Source organism: Haloferax larsenii (genome assembly GCF_024730625.1).
GTDB lineage: Archaea > Halobacteriota > Halobacteria > Halobacteriales > Haloferacaceae > Haloferax > Haloferax larsenii.
Genome location: NZ_CP078063.1, coordinates 2,173,555 through 2,198,722 on the forward strand (window position 1 = coordinate 2,173,555; position 25,168 = coordinate 2,198,722).

28 protein-coding genes are annotated in these 25,168 nt (G+C 61.3%); 14 read left to right on the forward strand and 14 right to left on the reverse strand.

Annotated elements, in window-relative coordinates; all coding sequences use genetic code 11:
* Positions 1 to 72 precede the first annotated feature (72 nt).
* Positions 73 to 1,230, reverse strand: a complete 1,158-nt coding sequence (gene aroC, locus KU306_RS11340; RefSeq protein ID WP_007539795.1) for a chorismate synthase — start codon at positions 1,228 to 1,230, stop codon at positions 73 to 75.
* 163 nt (positions 1,231 to 1,393) lie between these two features.
* Here aroC and KU306_RS11345 point away from each other — a divergent pair, with 163 nt between their 5' ends.
* Entirely contained in the window at positions 1,394 to 2,161 is a 768-nt protein-coding gene (locus KU306_RS11345) for a hypothetical protein (RefSeq protein ID WP_258301977.1), read from the forward strand.
* A 48-nt stretch (positions 2,162 to 2,209) separates the two neighbouring features.
* On the forward strand, positions 2,210 to 2,698 hold the full coding sequence (locus KU306_RS11350; RefSeq protein ID WP_258301978.1) for a DUF6653 family protein: 489 nt from the start codon (positions 2,210 to 2,212) through the stop codon (positions 2,696 to 2,698).
* Here KU306_RS11350 and KU306_RS11355 read toward each other — a convergent pair.
* Positions 2,684 to 3,922, reverse strand: a complete 1,239-nt coding sequence (locus KU306_RS11355) for an alkaline phosphatase family protein (protein ID WP_258301979.1) — start codon at positions 3,920 to 3,922, stop codon at positions 2,684 to 2,686. The two genes, KU306_RS11350 and KU306_RS11355, sit on opposite strands and share 15 nt — an antisense overlap.
* 83 nt (positions 3,923 to 4,005) lie before the next feature.
* Positions 4,006 to 5,298, reverse strand: a complete 1,293-nt coding sequence (gene aroA, locus KU306_RS11360; protein ID WP_258301980.1) for a 3-phosphoshikimate 1-carboxyvinyltransferase — start codon at positions 5,296 to 5,298, stop codon at positions 4,006 to 4,008.
* A gap of 288 nt (positions 5,299 to 5,586) precedes the next feature.
* Here aroA and KU306_RS11365 point away from each other — a divergent pair, with 288 nt between their 5' ends.
* Complete coding sequence (locus KU306_RS11365) at positions 5,587 to 6,762, forward strand: M24 family metallopeptidase (RefSeq protein ID WP_258301981.1); 1,176 nt, start codon at positions 5,587 to 5,589, stop codon at positions 6,760 to 6,762.
* A 72-nt stretch (positions 6,763 to 6,834) separates the two neighbouring features.
* Here KU306_RS11365 and KU306_RS11370 read toward each other — a convergent pair whose 3' ends face one another.
* The 3 genes from KU306_RS11370 to KU306_RS11380 all read right to left on the reverse strand — a co-directional run bounded on the left by KU306_RS11370 (position 6,835) and on the right by KU306_RS11380 (position 8,890).
* Complete coding sequence (locus KU306_RS11370) at positions 6,835 to 7,359, reverse strand: hypothetical protein (protein ID WP_007539805.1); 525 nt, start codon at positions 7,357 to 7,359, stop codon at positions 6,835 to 6,837.
* Between the two features lie 182 nt (positions 7,360 to 7,541).
* Positions 7,542 to 8,387, reverse strand: coding sequence for an SDR family oxidoreductase (locus KU306_RS11375; protein WP_258301982.1), 846 nt, complete (start codon positions 8,385 to 8,387; stop codon positions 7,542 to 7,544).
* 101 nt (positions 8,388 to 8,488) lie between these two features.
* Positions 8,489 to 8,890 (reverse strand): hypothetical protein, encoded by a 402-nt coding sequence (locus KU306_RS11380; RefSeq protein ID WP_241429807.1) that lies wholly within the window; start codon positions 8,888 to 8,890, stop codon positions 8,489 to 8,491.
* Positions 8,891 to 9,381: 491 nt separating this feature from the next.
* Between KU306_RS11380 and KU306_RS11385 the strand changes: the two genes are divergently transcribed.
* The 3 genes from KU306_RS11385 to surE all read left to right on the forward strand — a co-directional run bounded on the left by KU306_RS11385 (position 9,382) and on the right by surE (position 12,517).
* Entirely contained in the window at positions 9,382 to 10,152 is a 771-nt protein-coding gene (locus KU306_RS11385; RefSeq protein ID WP_007539811.1) for a prephenate dehydrogenase/arogenate dehydrogenase family protein, read from the forward strand.
* A 76-nt stretch (positions 10,153 to 10,228) separates the two neighbouring features.
* Positions 10,229 to 11,632 carry a small ribosomal subunit Rsm22 family protein gene (locus KU306_RS11390; protein ID WP_258301983.1) on the forward strand — a complete coding sequence of 468 codons (1,404 nt, stop codon included), beginning with the start codon at positions 10,229 to 10,231 and terminating at the stop codon, positions 11,630 to 11,632.
* A gap of 96 nt (positions 11,633 to 11,728) precedes the next feature.
* Positions 11,729 to 12,517: a 5'/3'-nucleotidase SurE gene (gene surE, locus KU306_RS11395; protein ID WP_007539816.1), complete on the forward strand. Its 789-nt coding sequence runs from the start codon at positions 11,729 to 11,731 to the stop codon at positions 12,515 to 12,517.
* A gap of 33 nt (positions 12,518 to 12,550) precedes the next feature.
* On the opposite strand, the gene KU306_RS11400 is transcribed toward surE, so the two are convergent.
* A complete protein-coding gene (locus tag KU306_RS11400; RefSeq protein WP_007539818.1) occupies positions 12,551 to 12,793 on the reverse strand; it encodes a hypothetical protein in 243 nt (80 codons plus the stop codon).
* A gap of 96 nt (positions 12,794 to 12,889) precedes the next feature.
* Between KU306_RS11400 and KU306_RS11405 the strand changes: the two genes are divergently transcribed.
* Complete coding sequence (locus KU306_RS11405; RefSeq protein WP_258301984.1) at positions 12,890 to 13,696, forward strand: AAC(3) family N-acetyltransferase; 807 nt, start codon at positions 12,890 to 12,892, stop codon at positions 13,694 to 13,696.
* Positions 13,697 to 13,737: 41 nt separating this feature from the next.
* On the opposite strand, the gene KU306_RS11410 is transcribed toward KU306_RS11405, so the two are convergent.
* Positions 13,738 to 14,721: a hypothetical protein gene (locus tag KU306_RS11410; protein WP_258301985.1), complete on the reverse strand. Its 984-nt coding sequence runs from the start codon at positions 14,719 to 14,721 to the stop codon at positions 13,738 to 13,740.
* 105 nt (positions 14,722 to 14,826) lie between these two features.
* Between KU306_RS11410 and KU306_RS11415 the strand changes: the two genes are divergently transcribed.
* On the forward strand, positions 14,827 to 15,219 hold the full coding sequence (locus KU306_RS11415) for a CopG family ribbon-helix-helix protein (protein ID WP_007539824.1): 393 nt from the start codon (positions 14,827 to 14,829) through the stop codon (positions 15,217 to 15,219).
* Positions 15,220 to 15,453: 234 nt separating this feature from the next.
* On the opposite strand, the gene KU306_RS11420 is transcribed toward KU306_RS11415, so the two are convergent.
* A complete protein-coding gene (locus KU306_RS11420; protein WP_007539826.1) occupies positions 15,454 to 15,882 on the reverse strand; it encodes an OsmC family protein in 429 nt (142 codons plus the stop codon).
* A 153-nt stretch (positions 15,883 to 16,035) separates the two neighbouring features.
* Here KU306_RS11420 and KU306_RS11425 point away from each other — a divergent pair, with 153 nt between their 5' ends.
* Positions 16,036 to 16,473 carry a hypothetical protein gene (locus KU306_RS11425; RefSeq protein WP_258301986.1) on the forward strand — a complete coding sequence of 146 codons (438 nt, stop codon included), beginning with the start codon at positions 16,036 to 16,038 and terminating at the stop codon, positions 16,471 to 16,473.
* Positions 16,474 to 16,515: 42 nt separating this feature from the next.
* On the opposite strand, the gene KU306_RS11430 is transcribed toward KU306_RS11425, so the two are convergent.
* A complete protein-coding gene (locus tag KU306_RS11430; RefSeq protein ID WP_007539831.1) occupies positions 16,516 to 16,929 on the reverse strand; it encodes a carboxymuconolactone decarboxylase family protein in 414 nt (137 codons plus the stop codon).
* A 787-nt stretch (positions 16,930 to 17,716) separates the two neighbouring features.
* Here KU306_RS11430 and KU306_RS11435 point away from each other — a divergent pair.
* Positions 17,717 to 18,283 (forward strand): GrpB family protein, encoded by a 567-nt coding sequence (locus KU306_RS11435; RefSeq protein ID WP_258301987.1) that lies wholly within the window; start codon positions 17,717 to 17,719, stop codon positions 18,281 to 18,283.
* A 122-nt stretch (positions 18,284 to 18,405) separates the two neighbouring features.
* Positions 18,406 to 18,759, forward strand: a complete 354-nt coding sequence (locus tag KU306_RS11440; protein WP_007539836.1) for a hypothetical protein — start codon at positions 18,406 to 18,408, stop codon at positions 18,757 to 18,759.
* Positions 18,760 to 18,786: 27 nt separating this feature from the next.
* Here KU306_RS11440 and KU306_RS11445 read toward each other — a convergent pair whose 3' ends face one another.
* The 3 genes from KU306_RS11445 to KU306_RS11455 form a co-directional block, all read right to left on the reverse strand.
* Complete coding sequence (locus tag KU306_RS11445) at positions 18,787 to 19,176, reverse strand: FAS1-like dehydratase domain-containing protein (protein ID WP_258301988.1); 390 nt, start codon at positions 19,174 to 19,176, stop codon at positions 18,787 to 18,789.
* 90 nt (positions 19,177 to 19,266) lie between these two features.
* The gene (locus tag KU306_RS11450; protein WP_309138751.1) at positions 19,267 to 19,599 is read right to left on the reverse strand and encodes a CPBP family glutamic-type intramembrane protease; all 333 of its coding nucleotides are present in this window, start codon (positions 19,597 to 19,599) and stop codon (positions 19,267 to 19,269) included.
* Positions 19,502 to 20,185 carry a helix-turn-helix domain-containing protein gene (locus KU306_RS11455; protein WP_258301989.1) on the reverse strand — a complete coding sequence of 228 codons (684 nt, stop codon included), beginning with the start codon at positions 20,183 to 20,185 and terminating at the stop codon, positions 19,502 to 19,504. Before KU306_RS11455 ends, KU306_RS11450 begins: the two co-directional genes overlap by 98 nt.
* 361 nt (positions 20,186 to 20,546) lie before the next feature.
* Here KU306_RS11455 and KU306_RS11460 point away from each other — a divergent pair, with 361 nt between their 5' ends.
* From KU306_RS11460 to KU306_RS11470, 3 genes are all read left to right on the forward strand, one after another.
* A complete protein-coding gene (locus tag KU306_RS11460) occupies positions 20,547 to 20,960 on the forward strand; it encodes a universal stress protein (RefSeq protein ID WP_258301990.1) in 414 nt (137 codons plus the stop codon).
* A gap of 2 nt (positions 20,961 to 20,962) precedes the next feature.
* The gene (locus KU306_RS11465) at positions 20,963 to 23,215 is read left to right on the forward strand and encodes an amino acid permease (RefSeq protein WP_007539846.1); all 2,253 of its coding nucleotides are present in this window, start codon (positions 20,963 to 20,965) and stop codon (positions 23,213 to 23,215) included.
* A gap of 187 nt (positions 23,216 to 23,402) precedes the next feature.
* Complete coding sequence (locus KU306_RS11470; RefSeq protein WP_258301991.1) at positions 23,403 to 24,782, forward strand: PAS domain-containing sensor histidine kinase; 1,380 nt, start codon at positions 23,403 to 23,405, stop codon at positions 24,780 to 24,782.
* Positions 24,783 to 24,788: 6 nt separating this feature from the next.
* On the opposite strand, the gene KU306_RS11475 is transcribed toward KU306_RS11470, so the two are convergent.
* A complete protein-coding gene (locus KU306_RS11475) occupies positions 24,789 to 25,136 on the reverse strand; it encodes a hypothetical protein (protein WP_258301992.1) in 348 nt (115 codons plus the stop codon).
* Positions 25,137 to 25,168 lie beyond the last annotated feature (32 nt).

The window sequence follows — 25,168 nt, forward strand, 5'->3', positions numbered from 1 at the left end:
TCCTGAAAAGTGGACAAACGGATATTCAGAAATTGCCGTAACCCGATAAACGATAACTCGGGATGGAGTTATCTACCGGTTTTCGGGACTCGACGGGTGATATGGAGTGTCGTATTCGCCGACCTGTCCGTCGAGTCGGTCCGAGTTGATGTGGCCCGACAGGAGCATGAAGTCGAGGATGGTCGCGTAGAGCATCGCCTCGACGACGGGCACACCCCGTGGCGGCAACACCGGGTCGTGGCGGCCGACGACCTGAATCTCCTTTTCCTCGCCCGTCTCCCAATCGACCGTCCGCTGTTTCTTCGGAATCGACGTCGGCGCGTGGAGCGTCATCTCGCCGAAGATTGGTTGGCCCGTCGTGATGCCGCCCTGGATGCCACCGTGTTTGTTGCCGACGGGAAGCGGGTCGCCGTTCTCGTCGAACTCCCAGTCTTCGTTGCGGTCGGAGCCGGTCCACTCGCGGGCCTCGCGGCCGAGACCGAATTCGAAGGCCGTCGCGGCCGGGACAGCCATCATCGCCTGCCCGAGTCGCGCCGAGAACGAGTCGAACCGCGGTGCGCCGAGGCCGCGGGGGACGCCCTGCGCTTCGAAGTAGATAGAACCGCCGATAGAGTCGCCTTCCGTTTGGTACTGTTCGATGACCTCCATCATCTTCTCGGCCGTCTCGGGGTGGGCACACCGCACATCGTTTTCTTCGGTGTGTTCGAGCATCTCCTCGAACGTGACCGGCGGCGCTTCGACGTCGCCGATTTGGTTCACGTGGGCCTTGACCTCGATGTCGTACTCGCTCTGTTCGATGACCTGCTTCGCCACGGCACCGGCCGCGACCCAGTTTACTGTCTCACGCGCGGACGAGCGTCCGCCGCCGCCCCAGTTGCGCGTGCCGAACTTGGCCGAGTAGGTGAAGTCGCCGTGCGACGGACGCGGAGCCGTCACGTAGGGTTCGTACTTGCCCGAGCGGGCGTCCTTGTTCTGGACGACCATCCCGATGGGCGTGCCCGTCGTGTAGCCGTCGAGCGTTCCCGAGTTGATGACCACGGCGTCCGGTTCGCCGCGACTCGTCGTAATCATCGACTGGCCCGGCTTTCGTCGGTCGAGTTCCTTCTGTACGTCCTCGACGGAGAGTTCCACGCCCGCGGGGCACCCCGAGATGGTGACGCCCATGGCGTCGCCGTGACTCTCGCCGTATGTGGTCACCCGAAAGAGGCGACCGAATTCGTTCCCGTTCATTACCGGACCCTCGGGGGGCCGCCCATTTAGTGTTTGTAGATAGGTGCAATCGTGGGCGAGGATTTAATGAGAGCACAGATGACTGGTGGCCCCGCTGACTCACAGCTACTCCAGCAATAGACAATTGTTTAGCATTTAGCGTCGAGTTGTACTACTGACGAGAATGAACAGTCCACGGACAATTCTCACTCAATTACTCTGTAATGACCCGGATGAACACGTTCAGTCATTTGCTGACCGTGAACCATCCGAGAAGTTGATTGTTGATAGCCTAGCGACAACTGTCGCCGAACGCGACGATATCTGGGCCGAGACAGAGGTGAACCTCTGGCAGAAGAAGGCACAATCGGAGGGTGACCTAATAGAGCCGCAGCGCGCACTACGTGAATTCAGCCATCCGCTACAGCCTGATATCGACATTCTTTGTGGCTCGATTAATGCTGGGCAACGGAATCCACCGTTAATCGGTATCGAAGCGAAGTACTTCGGTCAGTATACCGGTATCGAGGGGGACCGGCTGTTACCGAAGCGCGTCGGTCCAGAAGGAAACCCGATTGGCGGTTTTTACAGTGGGTTGGGACAGGCGTTATCACTGCTGTCGATGGGTTTAGACTACGTCTATCTCTGGCACGTATTCGAACTTCGTGAGGACATCTTTGTGGACTCGAAATCAGAGTCCGGACAATTGGATACCGAGACGATTGCTAACCACAGAGACATCGTTCGGACGTACACAACCGAAATCAAGAATTTGTTGGATACGTACGATTTACCGATTGGATACTTTGCGCACGGCTTGGTACCCGCATACGACAACCGGCTTCTCGTCCTTGACGCGAGACCACTGTTAGACTGCGAGCCAATACCTCGGAATCACAATAAAGCGGTCCGGTCGTTACTCGTTGAGTCGATGTTGTCTGAGTCGTGGTGACACGTCATCCGTAGTGAGTTTCATACCCGCAGTTGTCGAAAAGCTACTATGGAACAGCCGACGCAACCCGGCCTCCGTGACCGCCTCGAAGCAACGTTTTGGGAGCGGCACGCCAATCCGTGGAGCGCCGGAACGCGAATCCTCGTCTATCCGGTGTTGATGTACGCCATCTTCACGCGGAACCGGCGACTCTTCGCGGCGACGCTCGCGTTCATCGCAGTCAACCCAGTGTTGTTCCCGCGCCCGAAACGCACGGATAACTACCTCAGTCGCATCGTCCTCGCCGAACGCGAGTGGCTGGACGAGGGGAAGAACACGATGGGTCTCGACTATCCGAACGTCCTCAACGTCCTCAACATCCCAGTCACCTTCTACGCGTTCGCGTCCGCGATTCGCCGCAATCCCGTCGGAACCGTGCTCGGGACGCTCGGCGTGATGGTGCTCAAACTCTGGTGGACCGACGCGATTGTGAAGAAGACGGGCGTGACCGGTTCGGGGCCGGGAGACGAGAGTTCAGACGACTCAGTCGGCGAGTGACTCCAGCGTCGCCGTCGCAAAGGGAATCAGCATCTCGTCGGGGTGTAGACCGCCGTGCATGCCGACGTAGTCGAGTTTGTCCCTGGCTTCGTCCCCGTACCAGACGCTGAGTTCGCGGGGGACGACGACGAGGTCGCCGAGTCGGCGCTCGAACACCGGCGACGGATTCGGGCCGAAGAGTTCAGTGTCGAGTACCTCCTGCTTCCGTAGCACTTTCGCGTCCAGCTCCGCCGTGAGCGTGTCGTACACGTCGTCGATTCGGTCCGGTCGCAGGTGGAGGTTGACGTTCCGGGCGCTGCCCGAGAATCGAATCGGCGTCCCGTCGGAGAGCGTCTTCAAGTCCGAAACGAGGTCGAACGGCGGTGCCGAGAGGTCGACGTTTCGCTCGGGGTCGGTGTCGATAAGCCCGTGGTCGGCGGTGAGACAGACGAGCGTCTCGCCGTGGTCGTCGGTTTCCGATGCGAGGGTGTCGATGGCCGAAGCGACCCGGTCGAACGTTTCCGCAGCTATCTCGCGGTACGCCTCGGAATCGACGCCTTCGGCGTGGGCGGTGGCGTCGGTCTGCGGGAGGTACGCGAAGATGTACGACGGGTCCGACGCTTCCTCGGCCGCCTCGTCGAAGGCGTCCGAGAACGTCGAGAGGTCGTCCGCGTCGTAGGTGTGCGGCACCGTGGATTCCGACGGGAAGGGCGTCACGTGGTGCGTCTCGACGCCCGCCGCTTCGAGTTCGGGATAGATTGGGTCCGCATTAGCAACGTCTTCGATGTCGATGCGCTCGGGTTCGGTGCCGTCCTTTCGGAGGAACGGAAGCGCCTCGAACATCTCGTCGGCCTCGGGTTCGTAGACGTTCCAGCCGACGACGCCGTGTTCCGATGGGAGGGTCGCGGAGTGGAACGTGTTCATCGCGGCGGCGGTTTCGGAGGGGTAGACCGACGTAATCGGCGTCACACGGCCCGCGCGTTCGAAGTCGCGGAGGAACGGGATTCGGTCGCGCTCGCCGTCCCACTGCGCGAGACCGAAGCCATCGACGAGGAAGACGACGACGCGAGAGATATCATCGTACTCGTCGGTGGCCGATTCGGGGAGTCGCGGTCCAACGTCGGCACCGAGCAGATCGGCGACAGTGCCCGGAATCCGAGAGAAGCACCAGTCCTCGTAGGCGGGCAGGAGATACTCGCCATCTCGCTGGCGCTCCCGCAGTGCCGACAGGTCCGATAACTGCATGACGAATTCGCCGGACGGTGTCGGGAAAAAGGTTCTGTCGTGGAAGCGGGTTTTATGCTGGAAGCTGGTTCTGCCGCGGAAGCTTAGTCTTCGTGCACGTCCGCGCCGAGGTCGCGCATCGTCTCGAAGAAGTTCGGGAACGACACGTCGACGTGTTCCGACCCGGCGACGGTGGTCTCGCCGTCGGCGACGAGGCCAGCAACGGCCAGCGACATGACGATACGGTGGTCGTGGCGACCATCGACGTCGGCACCGACGAGGTCGGTCTGGCCGCCGTGGATAGTGAGGCGGTCCTGTTCTTCCGTGACGTGGGCGTCCATCTTCGACAGTTCCTCGGCCATCGCGCTGACCCGGTCTGTCTCCTTGTACCGGACGTGCTCGCAGTTCTCGATGACCGTGTCGCCGTCGGCAATCGCGCCGAGAACCGCAATCGTCGGCAGGAGGTCCGGCGTGTCGCCGACATCGACGGTAATTCCCGAGAGCGGGGCAGGCGAGACGGTCAATTCACCCGCGTCCTCGTCCCACTCGACTGCTGCGCCCATGTCGCGGACGATATCGACGATAGCGCTGTCGCCCTGCGCAGAGGGTCGTGCTCCCTCGATGACGACCGGTTCGTCCTCGGAACCGGCAACTGCACCCGCTGCAAGGAGGTACGACATCGACGAGAAGTCGCCGGGGACGCTGTACTCGCCGCCGGTCGGGCGGTACGACTGCCCACCGGGAACCGAGAACCCCTCGTCGGTTCGCTCGGCTTCGATGCCGAAGTCAGCCAGTACTTCCAGCGTGATATCGACGTACGGGGCGGACTTGAGTTCGGTCGTCAGTTCGACGTCGATACCCTCGTCGGTGACGGCCCCGGCCATCAGGAGCGCCGTGATGTACTGCGAGGAGACGTCGCCGGGGATTTCGACCGTGCCGCCGGTCATTCCGTCACCGACGACCAGTGGAGCCAGTCCGTTTCGCCGTGTGCTCTCCGCGCGGCCGTCGAGGTCGGACACGGCTTCGAGAAGCGGTCCCTGTGGGCGCGAGCGGAGGGATTCGTCGCCGGTGAGGACGGTCAGGTTCTCGCCCAGTCCGGCACAGGCCGTGACGAGTCGCATCGTCGTCCCCGAGTTGGCGCAGTCGATGACGTCCGCTGGCGTCTCGGGTCGACCGTCGAAGCCCGTCACCTCGACCGTCTGTCCCTCGCGGCCGACGCTGCCACCGAAGCCTTCCACGGCCCGCATCGTCGCCTTCGTGTCGGCGCTGACGAGGGCGTCGCGAACGACCGCGCCGTCGCTGTATCCGGCGGCAAGTATGGCTCTGTGTGTGTAGCTCTTCGACGGAGGTGCTCGTGTTCGACCCCGAACGCGAGACTGCGAGATGTGGGCGTCCATACCCGGGCGTCGTCAGGGGATGGTATCAGGGTACCGGACGCGGCGACGTTCTCATATGGTTAGAATAACAACCATTACCTTGGGCTACGAATGCCAACGTGCGGCAGGGATGTTCCGAACCACCCTGTCCGGGGTGTCGGTCGGATACTGCTCGCCCAGTGCTGGTGCGGTATTCCGGCGGCTCTCACACGGTGAGTCCTTGCCCGAGTAGACTCTCCGTGTGGCCGAAACCGGAAACCGCCGTACCAGACGCGAGGCCTTTACTACCACCCCAGACAACCCCGGAGTATGGAACCCGATTTCTCTCAACTCACCGAGTTCCTCGGCGACGACTTCGACGGCTATCTCATCTCCGCCGATGGTAGCGACTCGAACCAGTTGTACCTCTCGGGATTCGACGCGCCGGACCCGTACGTGACGCTCTTCACCCCGGACGAAACTGCCCTCCTCGTCTCCGCGCTCGAATACGGACGCGCGAAGAAAGAGAGTCGCGCCGACACCGTCTCTCGACTCGCCGACTACGACTACCGCCAGAAGTACACCGAATACGGCCCGACTGTCGGGAAAGCGAAGGCGATTGCCGAGTTCCTCGCCGACCACGGCGTCGAGACGCTCGCGACGCCCGCCGACTTCCCGCTCGGCCTCGCTGACGGCCTCCGCGACGAGGGTGTCGCGGTCGACGCAGAGACCGACGACGTGCTGACGAAAATCCGCGCAGTCAAGTCCGACGAGGAAGTCGAACACATCCGCACGGCACAGGACGCGAACGAGGCGTCGATGCAGGCGGCCGAGGAACTCATCCGCGCCGCCGACGTGGCCGACGACGGCACGCTCTACTACGAGGGCGAGCCGCTGACGAGCGAGCGAGTCAAAGAGGAAATCGAGATTACGCTGCTCCGACACGGCTGCGCCCTCGACGAGACTATCGTCGCCTGCGGTGCCGACGCCGCCGACCCGCACGACCGTGGAAGCGGCCCGCTCTCGGCTGACGAAGCCATCATCGTCGATATCTTCCCGCGGGACAAGGAGACGAAGTACAACGGCGACATGACGCGGACGTTCGTCAAAGGCGAGCCGACCGAAGAAATCCGCGAGTGGTTCGACCTCACCGAGGAAGCCTTCTACGCGGCACTCGACGCCATCGAACCGGGTGCGACCGGCGAGGACGTCCACGACGCCGTCTGCGACGTGTACGAAGCGGCCGGCGAGAACACACTCCGCGCGAACCCGACTGCTGAAACCGGATTCATCCACAGCACCGGCCACGGCGTCGGTCTCGACGTTCACGAACTCCCGTCTGTGAGTCAAGCCGGCGAGGAACTCGAACCCGGACACGTCATCACTATCGAGCCTGGCCTCTACGACCCCGAAATCGGTGGCGTCAGAATCGAAGACCTCGTCGTCGTCACCGAAGACGGCTACGAGAACCTGACGGACTACCCGGTCGAACTGGTCGTCGAATAACGCTACGGCTCAACTGTCGAACACCACCGCGGCTCAGCCGTCGAATACTTCGAAAACGTCGCCCGCTCGGCCTTAACTGTCGAGGGCGTTGTCACCCGTCTGTTCGGGCGACGCGGTCGCATCGAGCCAGTCCGAATTGGCTTCGCGCCACTCTTGGAGCAGGTCTTCGAGCGCGTCGGCAGTCTTCGGCGTGATGACGCCCGCGGCCTGCCTGACGACCGTTCCGTCTTCGATAAGCAGCGCGTAGATGTTCCCCTCGCCGAGGAGACCGAGACGGCGCTGGAGTGCCGTCTTGTCGACCCGAGCCATGAGCGCGTTGTCGTGCCGCTTGTTCCGCGCGGCACCGGGGGACATCCCGCCGCCACCGCCGAACGACGGCATCATCCCGCTTCGACCACCGAGAACCATCAGTTCGTAGTACTCGAAGTGGTCGTAGGTCTCGGAGAGTTCTTCTGCGAACCCGCGCCACGACCCGACGAGCGACTGCTGTCGGCGGTCGAAACTGATGAGCAAGAGCGTCTGCTCACCGTCCAGATCGTCCGGTAAGACGACCTTTTGACCGCTTGTATCTCGTGAGGGGAGGCGCGGGAAGTCCACGGATTATTTGAACCTCTATGACTATATAAGTCTAATTGCCGATTCGTGAAATAGTTCCGTCAGAGTGAACGTTTTCACAAACCCGTTAGTGACGAAACTCATTATCTGTGGTAGCCCGCTCAAACACATAAATCTACGGCCCTGAGTCTCAACGGAGATAATTAGCTCCGAGAGGGCGGCCGTTATCGCTCGTACTCGGTGTCGAACAGTTGGGCCGACATCGGTCCCGGAGTGCTCCCCTCGACGACGTTGTACGCCGAGAAGTCTTCGACACCAGCCTCGCTCAGCAGTTCCTCGTCGTAGAAGGTGTTCCCCGTACAGGTCGTCGGCTCACGGGAGAACAGTTCGGTCACTGCGTCGCACATGATTTGCGGGGTTCGCCAGTCTTCGGGCGTTCCCATCCCGAAGTGGCGGGTTGCCTCGGACTCGATTGCGGCCACCGGCCACAGCGCGTTGACGGCGATATCGTCGCTCGCGAGTTCCTGTGCGAGCGACTCCGCGATGAACGTCATCCCGTATTTCGAGAGCGCGTAGGCAACCTTTCCGGGTGCGGGGTCTGCGGGGCGCGGTGGGGAGAACGTCACCACGTGGGCGTGGTCGCTCTCGCGGAGGTGCGGGAGCGCGGCGTGTGTCGTCGCGTACGTCCCGCGGGCGTTCACATCCATGAGGAGGTCGAAGCGCCTCGGGGGCGTGTTCTCGAAGTTCGCGATGTGAATCGCGCCCGCGTTGTTGACGACGAAGTCGATACCGCCGAACTCGTCGACCGTCTCGTCGATAGCGTTCTGGATGGACTCGTCGTCACGAACGTCGAGTTGGCACCAGATGGCGTTGCCACCTCGGTCGCGAATCTCCTCGGCTGTCTCGACGATGGTCCCCGGCAGGTCGTCGCGCTCTTCGACGGTCTTGCCGGTCGAGACGACGTTCGCCCCGCGGTCGGCGAGTTCCAGCGCGATTTGCTTGCCGATTCCGCGACTGGTTCCCGTGATGAAGGCCGTTCGGCCCTCGAAATATACATCATCAAACGCCATAGAGACTCATTGTCAATCGGCCACTTGACGTTTCGCACACGGCAACTCCGTTCAACCGGGTTTGTCGAAGGCAGGTGCACGTGTCGTCTCGCGTGGCAGACTCAGCCCGTCGCGTTGACGTGGTCGAGTGGAAGGGTCCCCTCGTCCGCGACACGGACGGTGTTGCCAAACGTTCCGGGGCGAGATGCTTGGACAGTAAACGAACAATGTAGAGACTCGGGGAGTCGGCCTCCACCGGGGTCGAACACGGCCGGAACCAGAATCGTGCCTTGGGTATCGGCATCTCGGAGTTCGACGATAGTCTGGCGAACAGTAGGCTGGAGTTCGTAGTACACCGAAAAATCGTCCCACTGACCCGGTGGTTGGACGCGAACCTCGTAGCTGGTACCCTCTTCGTACGATTCCGGGGGCCAAATTCGGAACCGGAACCAGTCGAGATGGTAACCTTCGTAGGGTGACTGAGAAGCGATACCACCGATAGTCGAATTGAACTCGAGTTGCATCGCTGGCGAACGATGCTCTCGGCGAACAACCCTCTCGAACTCGACTTCTGCGTACCCGATTCCGTCCACATCGCCGTCTCGTGGTGGATAGCGCCAGAGAATCGATGGGTCGTCCTTCTCTTGGACCACCGACTCTGTATCGAGTTGTTTGGGGCCTGCACCCGGAACCCTACCACTGCAACCCGCAAAACCGCCGATAACAACCGCTCCGAGTCCCGAAAGGAAACGTCTTCTCGCGTAGCTCTCGCCTGTGGAGGAGAATCTGGAGGGCATGACTTTAGGTACGGATTCCAAACGTGTCAACAAATAGCCACTGCTGCAGACCTGAAGTGACCACAAGACAAGGTCCATCTGGCCGAGAAACCGCCGTTTTGTCCCTTCTATTGCGTGTGTTCGGCCATCTCTTGTTTTCTTCCGTGGCGATGCCCGCCGACGCTTCATACCCGCCAGCACCGATTGCCTTTTGGGCGGCCCGCGTCCACACGATACCGATGGACTTGCTCGTCGTCGGTGCTGGTGCCATGGGCCGGTGGTTCGGCCGGACGGTAGATGCCGAACCCGCGTTTGCAGACGTCGACCTCGATGTCGCCGAGAGCGCGGCCGACGAAGTCGGCGGCCGCGTCGTCCCCTTCGACGGCGACGAGCAATTCGACCTCGTCTGCCTCGCTGTCCCGATGGGCCTCGCCGAAGAGGCCATCGCGGAACACGCTCACCGGGCGACCGGCGGCATGTGCGACGTGACGGGCGCGATGGGCGGCCCGGTTAGCGCGATGCGCGAGCACCTGCCGGACCGCGAGCGATTCAGCTTACACCCACTGTTCGCCCCGCAGAACGCCCCCGGAAACGTCGCTGTCGTCAGCGATACCGCGGGGCCGCTCGCAGACGCCGTCTGTGCCGACCTCTCCACTGCGGGGAACCACGTCTTCGAGACGACACCCGACGAACACGACGCCGCGATGGAGACCGTGCAGGCCGCGGCCCACGCCGCCGTCCTCGCGTTCGGACTCGCGGCCGACGACGTTCGCGACGAGTTTGCGACACCCATTTCCGCCGCCCTCGACGAACTCGTCACGGCGGTTTCCGGCGGCACGCCTCGCGTGTACACCGACATTCAATCGCAGTTCGGTGCCGGGACAGACCGCGTTGCGGACGCGGCACGCGCCCTCGCGATGGCCGACGACGAGACGTTCGCCGACCTCTACCGGGCGGTCGCCGCGACGGGCGCTGTATCGCTCGACGACGCCAGCGACGCCGAACCCTGACCGCGACGACTCGCCCCCGTTTCGACGACTACCGACCGATAGATAGACCGATGATACCTGACCTGCTGTTCCGACGATGATAGATAGAGACGCCGTCCGCGACAACGCGAAGTACCTCCGAAACGTTCGCCCGATAGACCCCGACGAGATTGCCGAATACATCGAAGGCGCACCGCACCCCGCGGTGGTGAAACAGACGCTCCGCGAGGAAGCCTACGACCTCGGGCTGTTCGAGCAAGACGACGGGACGTTCGTCCCCGCCAACGACGACCCGGTTTCGCTGCCGGGATGGTCGCCGGAGACCTTCCCCAGTGACTACTCGTTTGCGGTAGAAGACCTGCTCATCCAGCGCTACGGCGCAAACTGGCACGTCGGCGACTCCGGTGACCGACTCCGACAGCGCATTCGCCAATTGAAAACAGATTACTTCGAGGGCAACCCTGTCGAGTACGACGAAGACGCTGCCCTCGGGTACGCTATCTACCACCTCCCCGACTACTACGCGACCGTCGGCTACGTCCTCGACGACCTCACAGAACGCGGGTTGCTGCCGCGGCAACTCCGCGTCCTCGACGTTGGGGCGGGAACGGGCGGCCCGGCACTCGGCCTCCACGACTACCTGCCGGACGACGCGCTCGTGGACTACCACGCGCTCGAACCCAGTGCCTCCGCCGACGTGCTCGAACGGATGCTTTCCGAGACGCGCCGCAACTTCCGAACGAGCATCCACCGCGAGACGGCCGAAGCGTTCGACCCCGACGGCGAGTACGACATCGTCCTCTTCGGTAACGTCCTGAACGAACTCGACGACCCCGTCGCAGTCGTCCAGAAGTACCTCGACGTCGTCGCCGACGACGGCGCTATCGTCGCCATCGAACCCGCCGACAGAAACACGAGCATCGGTCTCCGCGAGGTCGAACGCGAGGTCGCTCCGGTAAACGGCGACGTCACCATCTACTCGCCCACGCTTCGCCTGTGGGACGGGTACGCGCCGTCCGACCGCGGCTGGTCGTTCGACGTGCAACCGGACCTCGACGTCCCCGCGTTCCAGTCTCGACTGGACGACGGCCGCGACCCAGATGAGGACGAAGGCACCTTCGTCAACGTGGACGTGCAGTACTCCTACAGCATCCTCCGAACCGATGGCGAGCGCCGATTCGGAATCCGTGCGAATCCGGAGCGCTTCGCCAAGATGGCCGAGATGGAACGCCACGTCACGAATCGTATCGACCTCCTAGCCGTCAAACTGAGTCACGACCTCTCGGAGAGCCGAAATCAACTGTTCAAAATCGGCGACGGCAGCGAGGAGACCGACCACTACGCCGTCAGGACGAAACCGACCATCCTGAACGCCGACCTCGACGAGGCTGACTACGGCGATATCCTCGTCTTCGAAAACGTTCTCGTCCTCTGGAACGACGACGAAGAAGCCTACAATCTCGTCGTCGACGACGAGACTATCGTCGACCGCGCGGTCTGACCCGACTTCGACTGGCCACCGAAGCGAGGGTGTGTGGTCGGCACGTCGACAGCCGCGAGGCGTGGATTTTTGCGCGCTCCGGCCGGAGTCGAAGCCATGAGTGAACGCTCCATCCTCCTGACGAACGACGACGGTATCGAGAGCGTCGGGTTTCGGGCCCTCTACGACGCCCTCTCGGAGTTCGCGGACGTGACCGCCGTCGCGCCCAAGACGGACCAAAGCGCCGTCGGGCGGAAGATGTCGTCCGACGCCATCGTCGCCGAACACGAACTCGGCTACGCGCTTGAGGGGACCCCCGCAGACTGCACTGTCGCCGGTCTCGAAGCGCTCTGTCCCGACGTCGACATGGTCGTCTCCGGCATCAACAAGGGCGCAAATATCGGCGCGTACGTCCTTGGTCGGTCGGGGACCGTCAGCGCCGCCGTCGAAGCCGCGTTCTTCGACGTACCCGCAATCGCCGTCTCGATGTACGTCCCCGCCGACGGCGACGAACCGTGGCACGAACTGGCGACTGACCCGCGCGACTACCGCGAGGCGACGCACGCGGCTTCGTACCTCGCCAAACACGCTGTCGGTGCGGGCGTCTTCAAGCAGTGCGACTACCTGAACGTCAACGCGCCGATGCGCTCGACCGACGAACCGGCCGACATGGAAGTGACGTATCCCTCGGAGATGTACGACATGACCGCCGAGTTCGAAAACGGCACCGTCAGACTCCAGGACCGAATCTGGGAGCGCATGCGCAGCGGCGACATTCCCGACCCTGAGGGGACGGACCGCCGGGCGGTTATCGACGGCAAAGTGTCCGTCTCGCCGCTGACGGCACCCCATACGACCCAGCACCACGAGGCGCTCGACGCACTCGCAGAGACGTACATCGAGTAAGTCCCGGGTCGGAACGCTGATTCAGTCTCGTTCTCAGTCTGTTCGCGTCTCGCGGAGTAGTTTGTACGCGATACCGACGAGTCCAGCGAACATTGCGAGAGCGCCAGCGAGGAAGGCGACAACGCCGACGAACGACATCATTCCAACAGTGAGCCTGTTGAAGGCGAATTCGGCGACGAACAGGAGGAGCCACCCACCGAAGACGACGGCGTAGAGTTTCACCATCTCATCTTCTGTGGCGTATCGGAGGGCGTCGCGGGCGGAGACTTCGGCCATAGTATTCGAAACACGGGAGGACGGATTGAGTTTTTTGCCCGCGTTCGAGAGGGAGACAAACGAACCTTGAAGCGTTGGCCACGTGAGACGAGAGTCATGACGGAAGCAGACGCCATCGAGCGAGTCGACGAGCCGGTCACGGTCTCGTCGCTCGTCTCCGACCTCCGCGAACTCGGCGTCGGTGCCGGCGATACCCTCCTCGTACACGCCTCGTTGAGTTCGCTCGGGTGGGTCGCCGTCGACCCGACGGCCGTCGTTGACGCTCTTCAGACAGTGCTGACTGAGGAAGGGACACTCGTAATGCAGACCCACAGCGGCCAGTACTCCGACCCGGCGGTCTGGGAGAACCCACCAGTCCCCGACAACTGGGTGCAGACAGTCCGTGACGAACGGCCACCGTACCGCCCCAAAGTCACACCGACTCGCGGAATGGGTGCGATTCCGGAGTGTTTCCGAAACTATCCCGGCGTCGTCCGAAGCGGCCACCCGGTGTACTCCGTAGCGGCGTGGGGAGCAGCGGCCGAGGAAATCGTCGCCGACCACAGCATCGACCACGGACTGGGCGAGAACTCACCACTCGCCCGTGCCTACGACCGGGACGCCGACGTACTCCACCTCGGAACGGGCTACAGCACGAACACGTCGATTCACCTCGCCGAGTACCGCGCCGACTTCGAAAAAGAGTACACCACATCGTCGGCACCGCTCCTCCGCGACGGCGAGCGCGTCGTCGTCGAGTACGACGACCTCGAAACGAGCACCGACGACTTCGAGGAACTCGGAGCCGACTTCGAAGCTGAAGTCGACGTCACGGAGGGAGTCGTCGGCGCGGCGACGTGCAAACTGATGGACCAACCCGAACTCGTCGACTTCGCCGTCGACTGGTTTGAGGCGAATCGCTGAGTCGCGGGCGTCGCCGACGAACCGACCGACTGAGGCGGCGGTCAGAACAGTCCCACGATGAAGCCGACGCCCATGAGGATGAGCACGGCGGCCGAGAAAACCGGAAGATACGGCGTGTACTTCTCCACCTCGGATTCAAACGACTGGTAGCCCGCGATGAGGGCCATCGTCAGCGCGACGATGCCGAAGATGACCGTGAGCGCGTAGGTGCTCATCAGTTCGAGACAGTAGTTCGACCCGGCGCACATGGCGATTATCTCGAACTCCTCTTCGTGTGCGAATCCGAGGACGAACGCGAACCACGCGATGCCGAGGAGTCCGCGGTCTGTCGCCTCGTCAAGGCCCTGATTGTGGTCGTGACCGTGGCCGTGGTGGCCGTGTGAGTGCCCGCCAGCGAACGGGAGGGTGTCTCGAAGTCGGGAGAGGATTCCGGCGTTGTCGTCGTGGCTGTGGTCGTTATGGCTGTGTCCGTCGTGGCCGCGTTCATCATGACCGTGCCCATCGGGGTTGTGCCCGTTACCGACGAGGACGGCGTCTTCGCTGAGGTGGCCACGAATATGATGCTCCCGAGTGTGGTCGTCGCCGTCGTCGGTGCTGTGGGCGTGAGCGCTGTGGCTGTGGTGGCTTCCGTGGTCGTGCTGGCTTCCGTGACCATGTTGGCTTCTGTGGTCGTGTGAGTGGCCGCCGCCACGATATTCCCGAATTCCCAGTGCAACGAGCAGGACACCCGCCACGAGACTCACCGGGCCACCGATTTGGACGCCGCCGAGTATCGTCAGTGGTTCGTTGACCTGCGTGAGTTCGAAGTAGGACTTCGCGTAGAAGAACACCGCAACCATCGCGAGACTGCTCACGAGATGTCCGACCCCGAGGATGAAACTCGCGGCGAAGCCGTAGACCCATTCGTTCGCCTGGTCGAGGGCGTACGAGGCGGCGACGGGCCAACCGTGGCCCGGTTCGATGCCGTGGACGACGCCGAGCGCGACGGCCCCCGCGAACAACCCAATCGTGTCGGTTCCGAACATCGCTTCGGCAGGACCTCCGCCGCCGCTCTGTATAGCGGTTGTTAATACCGGAACCCGGTGGTCGTAATACAGACCCTCTTAGTGCTGGCCGAGGCACGTCCGTACATGCGAACGAGTTTCAACATCCCCGATGAGGTCGTCGCCGAGTTCGACCGGGTGTGGAACGAACAGGGCTTGGAGAACCGCTCACGGGCGGTCCGAGAGGCGATGCAAGAGTACATCGAGTCCCACACGCGACTCGAAGACACCGACGGGACCGTTGTCGCGCTGGTCGGCTTCGACTATCGACACCACGAGGTCATCGGCGAACTGCATTCGGTGCAACACGACTACCAGGACGTCATTCTGAACACGAGCCACACCCACCAAGGCGAGTGGTGTCTCGAATCGCTGTTCTGCCGCGGACCGAGCGAGCGCGTCCGGCAGTTGACCTACCGCCTCCGCGACTTCGACGGCGTCCGCCGCGTGAAGGTGATGATGATTCGGGACGGGGAGTGAATCGCGGGAGCGTCGCGTTCGGGTTTGTTCGGCGGCGAATCCGGCCAAAAGATTCACAACCGACTGAGCGGTGCTCTGGAACACGTGTGGCAGTCAGGAGTCGCGCGCCCCTCTCGACGACCACACGTTCTGTGGCGGTCGTGTCTGGCAGACCGTCCAACACAGTTCTCCGTAGGAAGCGCCCGTAGCCACGCGCATCGGCACCGCGAAAAATAGTCCGACTGAAGACCGTGCTTAGCTCACAAGCGACGCATCGAGCGAAATCTCAGGTCCGGCGAGGGCTTTCGAAACCGGACACCCCTCTTTCGCGCGCTGTGCCAGTTCCTGGAACGTCTCGTCGTCGATTTCGGGAATGTCCGCCTCCAACGTCAGGTCGATGCGTGGAATCTCGAATCCGCCGTCGTCGGCGCGTTCGAGGTGCACGTCCGCGACCGTGTGAAGGTCGTTGGGAGTGTAGCCTTCGGCGTCGAGGAACGCGGTCAGCTGCATCGAAAAGCAGCCGGAGTGCGCCGCGCCGATAAGCTCCTCCGGGTTCGTTCCGGGTTCGTCCTCGAATCGGGTCGGGAACTTGAACGTCCCTGAGACGTCGCCACTCTCGGTCTCGAAGTCACCGTGTCCGTCTTTGCCACCCTGCCACGTCGTTTCGGCTTGCTTTGTGGGCATTCCAGAAGCACATACACACTCCACCGGCATGGTAATGTCGGCGAATATATTATTTTGGGCGGCGCAGTAGATACACTCTCGCGGATGTCGGACGCGTCGTAGCGGGCGAGATGTTATCTCTCCTGGCGTGCTATATGCTAGCTGTGAGCACGAATGGCATACTCGACAGTACCAACTGAAACAGCGGCCGAAACGGAGTGGCACCACATCACGCGTGCGCTCGTCGGTGGACTCGCGGCAGCGAGCGCGATGTTTCTCCACATCGCAGTCGTCCAGACTCCTGGGTTAGACCCGCCGCCACAGACAGCCGCACTGTTCCTCGTCGCCGCGGCCGGGGGCGTGATAAGCTACCTCTTGCTCGACCGGGAGACTGTGGTGGCGTACGCGATGGCTGCACTCACAGGCGTGTTCGTCCTCGTCGCGGTCGGCGTCACCGTCCTCGGAGTGTACGGACCCCCCGGACCTGAGACGAACCCGGTCGGGCCGATTGCGTACGTCCTGCTCGCGGTACTCGTCATCGTCACGTCGGGGATGTCGTGGCGGAGTCACGAAACGGGAGAACCCGGTCCCGAACCGACAACGACGCCGTAGGAAAAATCGCCTGACTGGAAGTCAGACGGTTATCCTAGCTTTTCAGTCGTCGTCAGCCAGTTGTTCTTCGAGGTGTTCGGCCATCCGTTCGAATTCGTCTTCGAACGTGTCCATGTCGTAGTCCATCCCGTGGATGATGGCGCTGTAGCGTGCGGTCCAACTGGCAAGGAACGCAACCTCGTTGAGTTCCTCTTCGGTCGCACCGTGCATCTTGGCCGCCCCTTTGTGGAACCGCTGGCAGTACGGGCACTTGATGTTCGCCGCGATTGCTAACCCGATTAGCTCCTTGTATTTCGGCGGAATCGCAGTCTCTTCGAACGCGTGCCGTTTGAAGTTCGGCCACTCGTTGACGAGGTCCGCGTCGTTTAGCTCCCAGAACCCCGGCACGAATCCGAGCGTCTCTTCGATGTCTGCCCGCACCGCACCGACATCGCCTCTCCCTGCTGTCGTTGCCATATCTTGTCTCTCCTGTGATTCTAGCGCTCACGCCCCACGTCCCGGTTCGAACCCCATCCCAACGTGTGCGTCAGAACCACGTCTCTGTTGGTGTGCGAATCTAATAAAAATGTGTAAATATTATTATGTTTGTTACTGTGTAGTCGCACATTGACATCCTCCTGCGCCTGAAGACGCAGGAATCCCGAGCGTTGAGAGTTTCAGGTTCGCAACCATGACTCTGCCACTTTTCGGGAACCCATTTAACCCAGTCGTCGTGGTCAGCGGCTGACTGGCGGTGCCAAACCGCCGTTACTCCTATCCTCGGCGTCGTTGACTCCCATCTGTTGTTTTTGCCAGCAGGGAGTCCACGTCGATTCGCCGGACTTGGAGTTACCTTGGCTTGCTCAACCAACAGGCACGAGACGAACGTTTCAGCATTCGTGTTCACCGTGTTGGCGTTTCGGATACTGTCTCATTAGTGGCGGGTAGACCGCCTCCGAAGGCAGTTCGGAATCGCTCCGTTCCGACCTGACCTTACTTATTGATATGAAGTTACAATACTTGGAACTGCGGATTTTGGAAACTCAGGAATGCCATCGAAGGGGGTTCGTGTAGGATTTTGTCGGATTCATCCTGACCCTAAAGAGTCAGGTATTCTCCTCGATTTCGTATAAGTCTCAGAATCAGACGTACACGGGCCTCATACTCTCGTTTTCGCGACTTTTTGCTCGGTTGGTCGGCCCGAGGACCCGCGATGGGGTGAAGTGGCGGAAGTTTGAATTATTCACCGTCAGTATATGTGTTAATGGTTAGCATCGACGACGACCCAATCGAACTCGTGCCGTCGAAGTACGAGCGGTGGTGTGACGAATTCGTCGCCGAGCGAAATCGAATTTTATCCACGCTGACGACGAGTGGGCTCGAACCGGCAATTCAGCGAATCGACCACGTCGGGTCGACGGCAGTCCCCGACCTGGCGGCGAAAGACGTCGTCGACCTCGACATCGTCGTCGCCGACGACGTCGTCAGCGACGTCTCGCAGGTGCTCGAAGCAACACTCGGCGGTGACCGGGTCGAGAACTCTGAGCGGTGGCACCCCGTATTTCGACGACAGGACGGTCAACGATTCAACGACCACGTGTTTGGCGCGTCCAGCGACAAGTGGAAAGTAAGCGTCGTCACGCGCGACGTGCTCCGGACACACCCCAACCTGTGTGCCGAATACGAGCAATTAAAGCGCGAACTGACCGCGGAACACGACGACGTAACTGCCTATTCGGAGGGCAAGCGCGCGTTCATAGAGCGTGTGCTCGGCGTCGCACGAGCGGACCGAAATATCCAATACGAGTTTGCACTCCCTGCCGAGTTATAGCTCGAACCGACTTCTGAGACACGTGACTCGGAGGCTCCGCGGGGGCCGTACCACCACCGGGAAACGAGTATATTGAGTCACCGCTGGGAAACGAGTATATGGTTAGAGAACCAACACGAAATATGGTGAGTTCGTATTCCAAAGTCGACGTGCTTCGGGGTGCGTCGGTCACAGCAGTCGCGATTACGACGGTCGTCCTGCTAGCGTTACTCCCGCGACCGGGGTTCAGAACGTCGCGTCTCGTCCTGTTCGCCGCGGTCGTCGCCCTCGGTTGGATTGGGGCGTTCGGCGCGGTTCGGAAACAGTTCTGGCCGACGATAGTCGGCAGTCTCGGTCTGTTCCTCCTCGGGTTCTGGCAGTTCACTATCGGACTGGTGATGCTGCCCACGTCGGCGATTCTACTGGTGACCGCCTTCGTTGTCCGTGACGGGTCGCCAGGAGCCGATACAATCGATACCGGTGCGACCCGGAGTTAGCGTTCTCACGACGGTCGTTCACTGTCGTCACTCCAGTATCGCACCTTCGCTCCGCCCGCGAAGAACCACGTCGCCGTCTTCGGTTTCGCAGACGAACGAGACTTCGAGATACGTGCGGTCGTCCTGTTTCTCGACCGATTCGTACGTGGCCTCGCACGTTATCTCGACGCCGGTATACGCGGGACGGGGGAACTCGAACTCCATCGTCCGAGCGAGGTAGTTGAGGTCGCCCCCGAGTTTCGTCGGCATCGTCGCCGTCAGCAGACCGTGCAGCACGACCTGCCCGTCCTCGTCCGCGACGAGGTGGTGGTATCCCGTATCGTTCGATAGCTCTGCGAACTGCTGGACTTCCTCGTTCGTGAACGTTCGCGTGTACGTCCTCGAATCTCCCTCACGAATCGTGCCATTTGTTGTCATTGTATATGAAGCCGTATCGGAACAATCGCGGGTAAAGCTTCTCGAATAGTCATAAACAAAACACGAATTTACACGCGGCGACCACCGGTGTCAGCCCATCGCTGAGGGAATGACGAACCCGACGATGTCGTTGAGCAGGTGCATGATGATTGGTGCGACGAGCGTCCGCCGCCAGAGGTACACGGCGGTTACGACGACAGACCACGCGCCGATTTGGAGCGTCGCACCGACTCCCCACAGCGGGACGTGGATGGCAGTGAACACGACGAGCGGCACCGCGGCGGCAAGCCAGACGTTTCCTGTGAGTTCGTGGACGCCAACGCAGTCAGTGCTCGGCTGTAGCGACGTCCTGTTGGAGATGAGATTCGAGCATCCTGTTCGTGGCGCGACGGAGTCGCTCCGACATCGCCTGTGGCCCGATATCGAACTCCTGGCTCAGTTGTGCGAGTGACGTTCCTTTCGGAATCTCGAAGTATCCACTCTCGTAGGCAGCCACCAGCGCATCGTACTGGTCGTCCGTGAGGCGGTCCATCGAGGGACACCCGAAGTTAGCCTCGTCCGGTGGATTCGTTTCGGAATAGAGCGTGTTCAACTGGATGGAGTTTCCCCCACGACGGCACTCAGACAGAACGTCGGCGAGGTTTTTCCGACTCGGACTGCGGACGCGGAGTTGCCAGTTCGAATCGCCCGACGGGCTCGTCGCTTCGAGGACTTGGATGTTCTTGCTGGCGAGATGTTCCGAGACGAGCGTTGGCACGTCACCGGCAGTAATGTTGTAGACACGCACGTCCGAGAAGTCGGCGACGTGCTCGTACGAGCCGATGGACGGGTCTGTTTCGACCTTCGACTCGAATTCGTCGAAGTCGCACTCGCGAACGACGAGCCCTGCTTTCTCGGAGGACCCCTGATACTGAATCCTGATTTCAGCCTCTGGAAGCTCCCTCAAGGTGTGTTGTGTTAAGACAGCACTCGGCCCAGCGACGCGGATATCTGCGATGACTGAAACCATATCGTCCCAACCCTATGCTACCGTACCACACCAGCACGGATAAGTGGAACTTTTCAATCAAAACACACAAGCGCGCGGGGGTGTGGCGCTGGTCTTTACGAAAATCACCGGAAACAGCGCACTGTCGCCGAGACGTGCAGCGATGAATCTGGTTCCCCCGGACTATTCGCCCAAAGAACGTGCGTGACTGGGTTGTCATCGGGGAGATTCTGAACATAGGTCTCGCTTAGAGTCGATTTTATCACATCTTGGCCACATTATAGAGGTATGAACGCCGATATCCAAAGCCCCAGCAAACGTCTGGTCGGTTGCTGTATCGGCGAGTCAACCACACCTCTTGCTCAGTAGGAGTGTTCCCCCAATGTCACGAACGAACCTCACCAGCCACGTACTCGTCCCCGTCGCAAACGAAGACGACGCTCGCGTCACTGCGAAAGCCCTCGAACCGTACTCCGTCGGTCGCGTCACGGTCGTACACGTCGTCGAGAAAGGTGAAGGGGTGCCGGACAAGACGCCGGTCGAACAGTCCGAGTCGCTCGCTGCCGAGTCGTTCGCCGCGTTCCGCGAGACCTTCCCCGACGCCGAGTCGAGGATGACGTATCGACGCGCCGTCGTCGAGGGCATCGTCGACGTCGCCGACGACATCGATGCGAGTGCAATCGCGTTCCACCCGAGAGAAAGCGGCCGTATCGTCAAGTTGCTCACCGGCGACCGAACACTCCACTTAGTCACGAGCGCTCCGCTGCCCATCATCGCGCTCCCGCACCCAGAATAAGGATGACTACCAGCGACGAGGAACTCGCGAAAGACCTCGGGTTGCTCGCCGCGCTCACTATCGGCGTCGGCACCATGATTGGCGCTGGCATTTTCGTGCTCCCGGGTGAGGCCGCCGCTGCGGCGGGTCCCGCAGTCGCGCTGTCGTTCGTCATCGGCGGCGGTATCTCGCTTTTTACGGCGCTGTCGGCGTCGGAACTCGGGACCGCGATGCCGAAGGCTGGCGGCAGCTATTACTACGTCAACCACGCACTCGGGCCGCTCTTTGGGTCGATTGCGGGATGGGGTAACTGGATAGGACTGGCCTTTGCGAGTGCGTTCTACACCCTCGGATTCGGTGAGTACCTCTCGACGTTTCTCCCGCTGCCAGCGCTCGCGCTCGGCCCACTCAGTCTGACGCCGTTCCAAGTCGGAGCGTTGCTCGCCGGCACTGCATTCATCACCGTCAACTACGTTGGCGCGAAGGAGACCGGGAACGTCCAAATCGTCATCGTGACCATCCTCGTTGCGATTCTCACCGTCTTTTCTGTGCTCGGCATGTTGCAGGCCGACCTCACGACACTTCGTCCGTTTTTCCCGCCAGAAACCGGGGGTGCAACCGCCGTTCTCCCCGCGACTGGGCTCGTGTTCGTCTCGTTTCTCGGCTTCGCGAAGATTACGACCGTCGCCGAAGAGCTCAGGAATCCCGGTCGGAATCTCCCGCTCGCAGTCGTCGGAAGCGTCGTCATCGTGACCCTGATGTACGCGCTTATTATGGTGGTCCTGATGGGCGTCGTCAACTGGCGGCAACTCGCCCCCGAGTTCACCACGACACCCGTTCTCGACGTCGCCGACATCGCGTTCGGAACAGTTGGTCTCGCCACGGTCGGGGTCGGCTTGCTGACGTTCGCGGGGTTGTTGGCGACTGCGTCGAGTGCGAACGCGTCGATTCTCGCCGCGTCGCGTATCAACTTCGCGATGGGCCGTGACAAACTCGTCAGCGACACACTCAACGCGGTTCACCCGAGTTTCGCAACCCCGTACCGGAGTATCGTCCTGACTGGCGCGCTCATCTTACTGTTCGTCGTCCTCGGTGACATCAAGACGCTCGCCAAAGCCGGCAGCGTCCTCCATCTCATCGTCTACGGCCTGCTCAACATCGCGCTCATCGTCATGCGAGAAGCCGACGTCGAATCGTACCAACCCGAGTTCGAAGTTCCCCTGTACCCCGTGGTCCCGGTCCTCGGCGCACTCACGTCGTTCGGGTTAATCGCCTTCATGGAACCCATCGAAATCGGTCTCTCACTGGTGTTCGTCGCGGGCGGTGTCGTCTGGTACGTAGTCTACGCTCGAAACCAGACCGAGAAACGCGGCATCTTGAATCAACACATCATCTCGCAGTCGCCTGTAGACGCCGCCGTCTCAGTCGCGACCAGCGTCCAGCCCAACGGCGGCCGCTACCGCGTGATGGTTCCCGTGGCGGACCCCGAACACGAGAAAGACCTCATCACGCTCGCAAGTGCCATCGCAAAGCAACACGGCGGAATCGTCGACGCCATCCACATCGTGACAGTGCCGGACCAGACGGCGTTGGCGGGTGCGGCGGCGTACGCGGACGAACTCGACGAGACCTCCGAACAACTCCTCGACGCGGCCCGCGAGGATGCAGAAACGTTCGGCGTTCCCGTCGAAACTCACACGATAATCTCGCACCGGTCGTTCGAGGAAATCTTCGACGCCGCTCGGTCACATCAGGCGTCTCTCGTCGTGATGGAATGGGGAGATGAGTTACACGGCTCTCCGGGTCGGGTCGAGAGCGCAATCGACGACCTCGCGATGGACTTGCCGTGTGACTTCCTCGTCCTGAAAGACCGTGGGTTCGACCCGGAACACATTCTCGTCCCGACCGCAGGCGGGCCGGACTCCGACCTCTCTGCTGCGGTTGCATCGGACCTCCGAGCCGAATACGGGTCGCAACTCACGTTGCTCCACGTCGCGGACTCGCTGGCGGACGGCGAAGCGTTCCTCGAATCGTGGGCGCACGACCACGACCTGGGCGACGCAGAATTCCGAGTCGAGACCGGTGACGTCGAAACCGCTATCGAGGCCGCTGCCGAGGAGTGTTCGATGGTCATCGTCGGTGCCACAGAAGAGGGACTCCTGTCACGACTCGTCAGGGGCGCAGTCGTCGTGGATATCGTCGACGACGTAGACTGTTCGGTCCTTCTCGCCGAGCGAGCACGAACGCGAGGGCTTGTCGAGAGATTGTTTGGCTAGCATCGAAACGCCCGAGAGAGCACCCACCGCTCTGGATTCATCAATTATCTAACTCACACACTTATGCGGATTGTCCAAGAGTAGCACGTATGGCTGCGCAGCGAGCATCGCCACTCTTTCTGCCTTCTAGCCGGTGGACGACGAATTCGAGAAATCACAGCAGTTGTCGTTCGAGGGCGGCGAATACATGAGTAAGGATAGTAGACGAGAACTCGAACGGACGAAGCGCTTCCTGAATCTGGTTCTCGAAACCGGGGAGATGAACGGGTCGAAGGTCGATACCGACCTCCGTCACACGTGGGTCCACAACTCGTCTCCCGAACCGCCAGAAGCGGAGATTCTCGGGAAGACGGACGAAGAGCTGTTTCCCAGCGATATCTCGCAGCCCACGACGGAACTGAAGCGTGACGCAATCGAGACTGAGTCTCGTGTCGAACGCGAGTTCACGTTCGTCAAGCCGTGGGGACAAAACCGCTACCGCGCTGCTGCCGAACCGCTGTACGATGCCAATGATGACGTAGAGGGTGCCATGTTCGCAGCAATCGACCTCTCGGACCGGTATCGGTTCCTCGAACGAACGACTGACGCGGTCTTCACAGTCGATTCCGAGTGGGTCGTCACGTTTTGGAACGACCGGATGTCCGACCGAACCAGGGTTGATGCGAACGAAATCGTCGGGGAGAACTACTGGGACGTGGTTGGTGAGGACGTTCCGTCGAAACTCGAAGCGGAGTATCGAGACGTGATGGAGACCGGCGGGTCGAGGGAGTTCGAACACTACTTCCCGGAGCCGATGGATATGTGGGTCGAGATTCGAGTGTTCGCCGACGACGGTGGGTTCACCGTTTTATCACGCGACATCTCTGAACGAAAGGAGTACGAAAAGCGGCTGGAGAGACAGCGCAACACGCTCGAAATACTCAACCAGGTTCTTCGCCACGACATCCGAAACGACCTCCAGTTGGTCATCGCCTACGCCGAGTTCGTCTCTGACAAATTGGACGACGAGGGGAAAGAACACATCGAGATCGTCCAGGCGCGGGCGAATCACGCGGTCGAACTGACGAAGACAGCGGGCGACATCTCGAAGGTGCTGTTTTCGGAGGCGTCTGCGTCCGAGCCCGTGAACTTCCGACGCGTCCTCGAACGCGAACTCGAAGACGCTCGGTCGTCGTTCCCCGAGTCGGTGATTATCTCCGAGGGGCCGCTTCCGAACGTGACCGTCCGTGGCGACGACATGCTGGAGTCCGTCTTCCGTAATCTGTTGAAGAACGCGAACCAGCACAACGACAAGGAGATTCCGAACATAACGGTCTCTGCGGAGGAACGCGACGAAGACGTCGTGGTTCACATCGCAGATAACGGTCCCGGGATTCCAGACGGCCACAAAGAGCACATCTTCGGAAAGGGCGAGAAAGGCCTCGGGAGCAACGGCACCGGCATGGGCCTGTATCTCGTCCAGTCGCTCGTCGATACCTACGGTGGAGACATCACCGTCGAAGACAACGACCCCGATGGGACTGTGTTCTCGGTCACGCTGCCGAAGGCGACTCGGTCGGCGGCGTGAGTTCCGCTATTGATTCTGCCGCGTTCGGGGATGCCAGCCAATCGTCGTCAGAACACCGCTTACGAGAGGAATCGAGAACAAGCCGAGTGCGAGTGTCGTTGCCGCGATAGCTGGAAGAACGCGCCAGAATGGTCCGTACTGGAAGCCCGACGAAGGAGCCAACACTGCCTCGACGTACCCGAACCGACGAAGCGTAAACCAGAGGAGTGTGATTGCGCCGAGCACCCCGGTAATGGCGATGAGGGTCTGTACACGGTCCCGTGAACTCTCCCGTGTTCGGAGACGCCAGACCGTCGCCACGACGAGCATCGTCCCCGAGAGAGCGAAATCGAGCGTCGTGGAAGGTGGGAACACACGTTACCGGAGCAGGAGCACCGCTATCACTT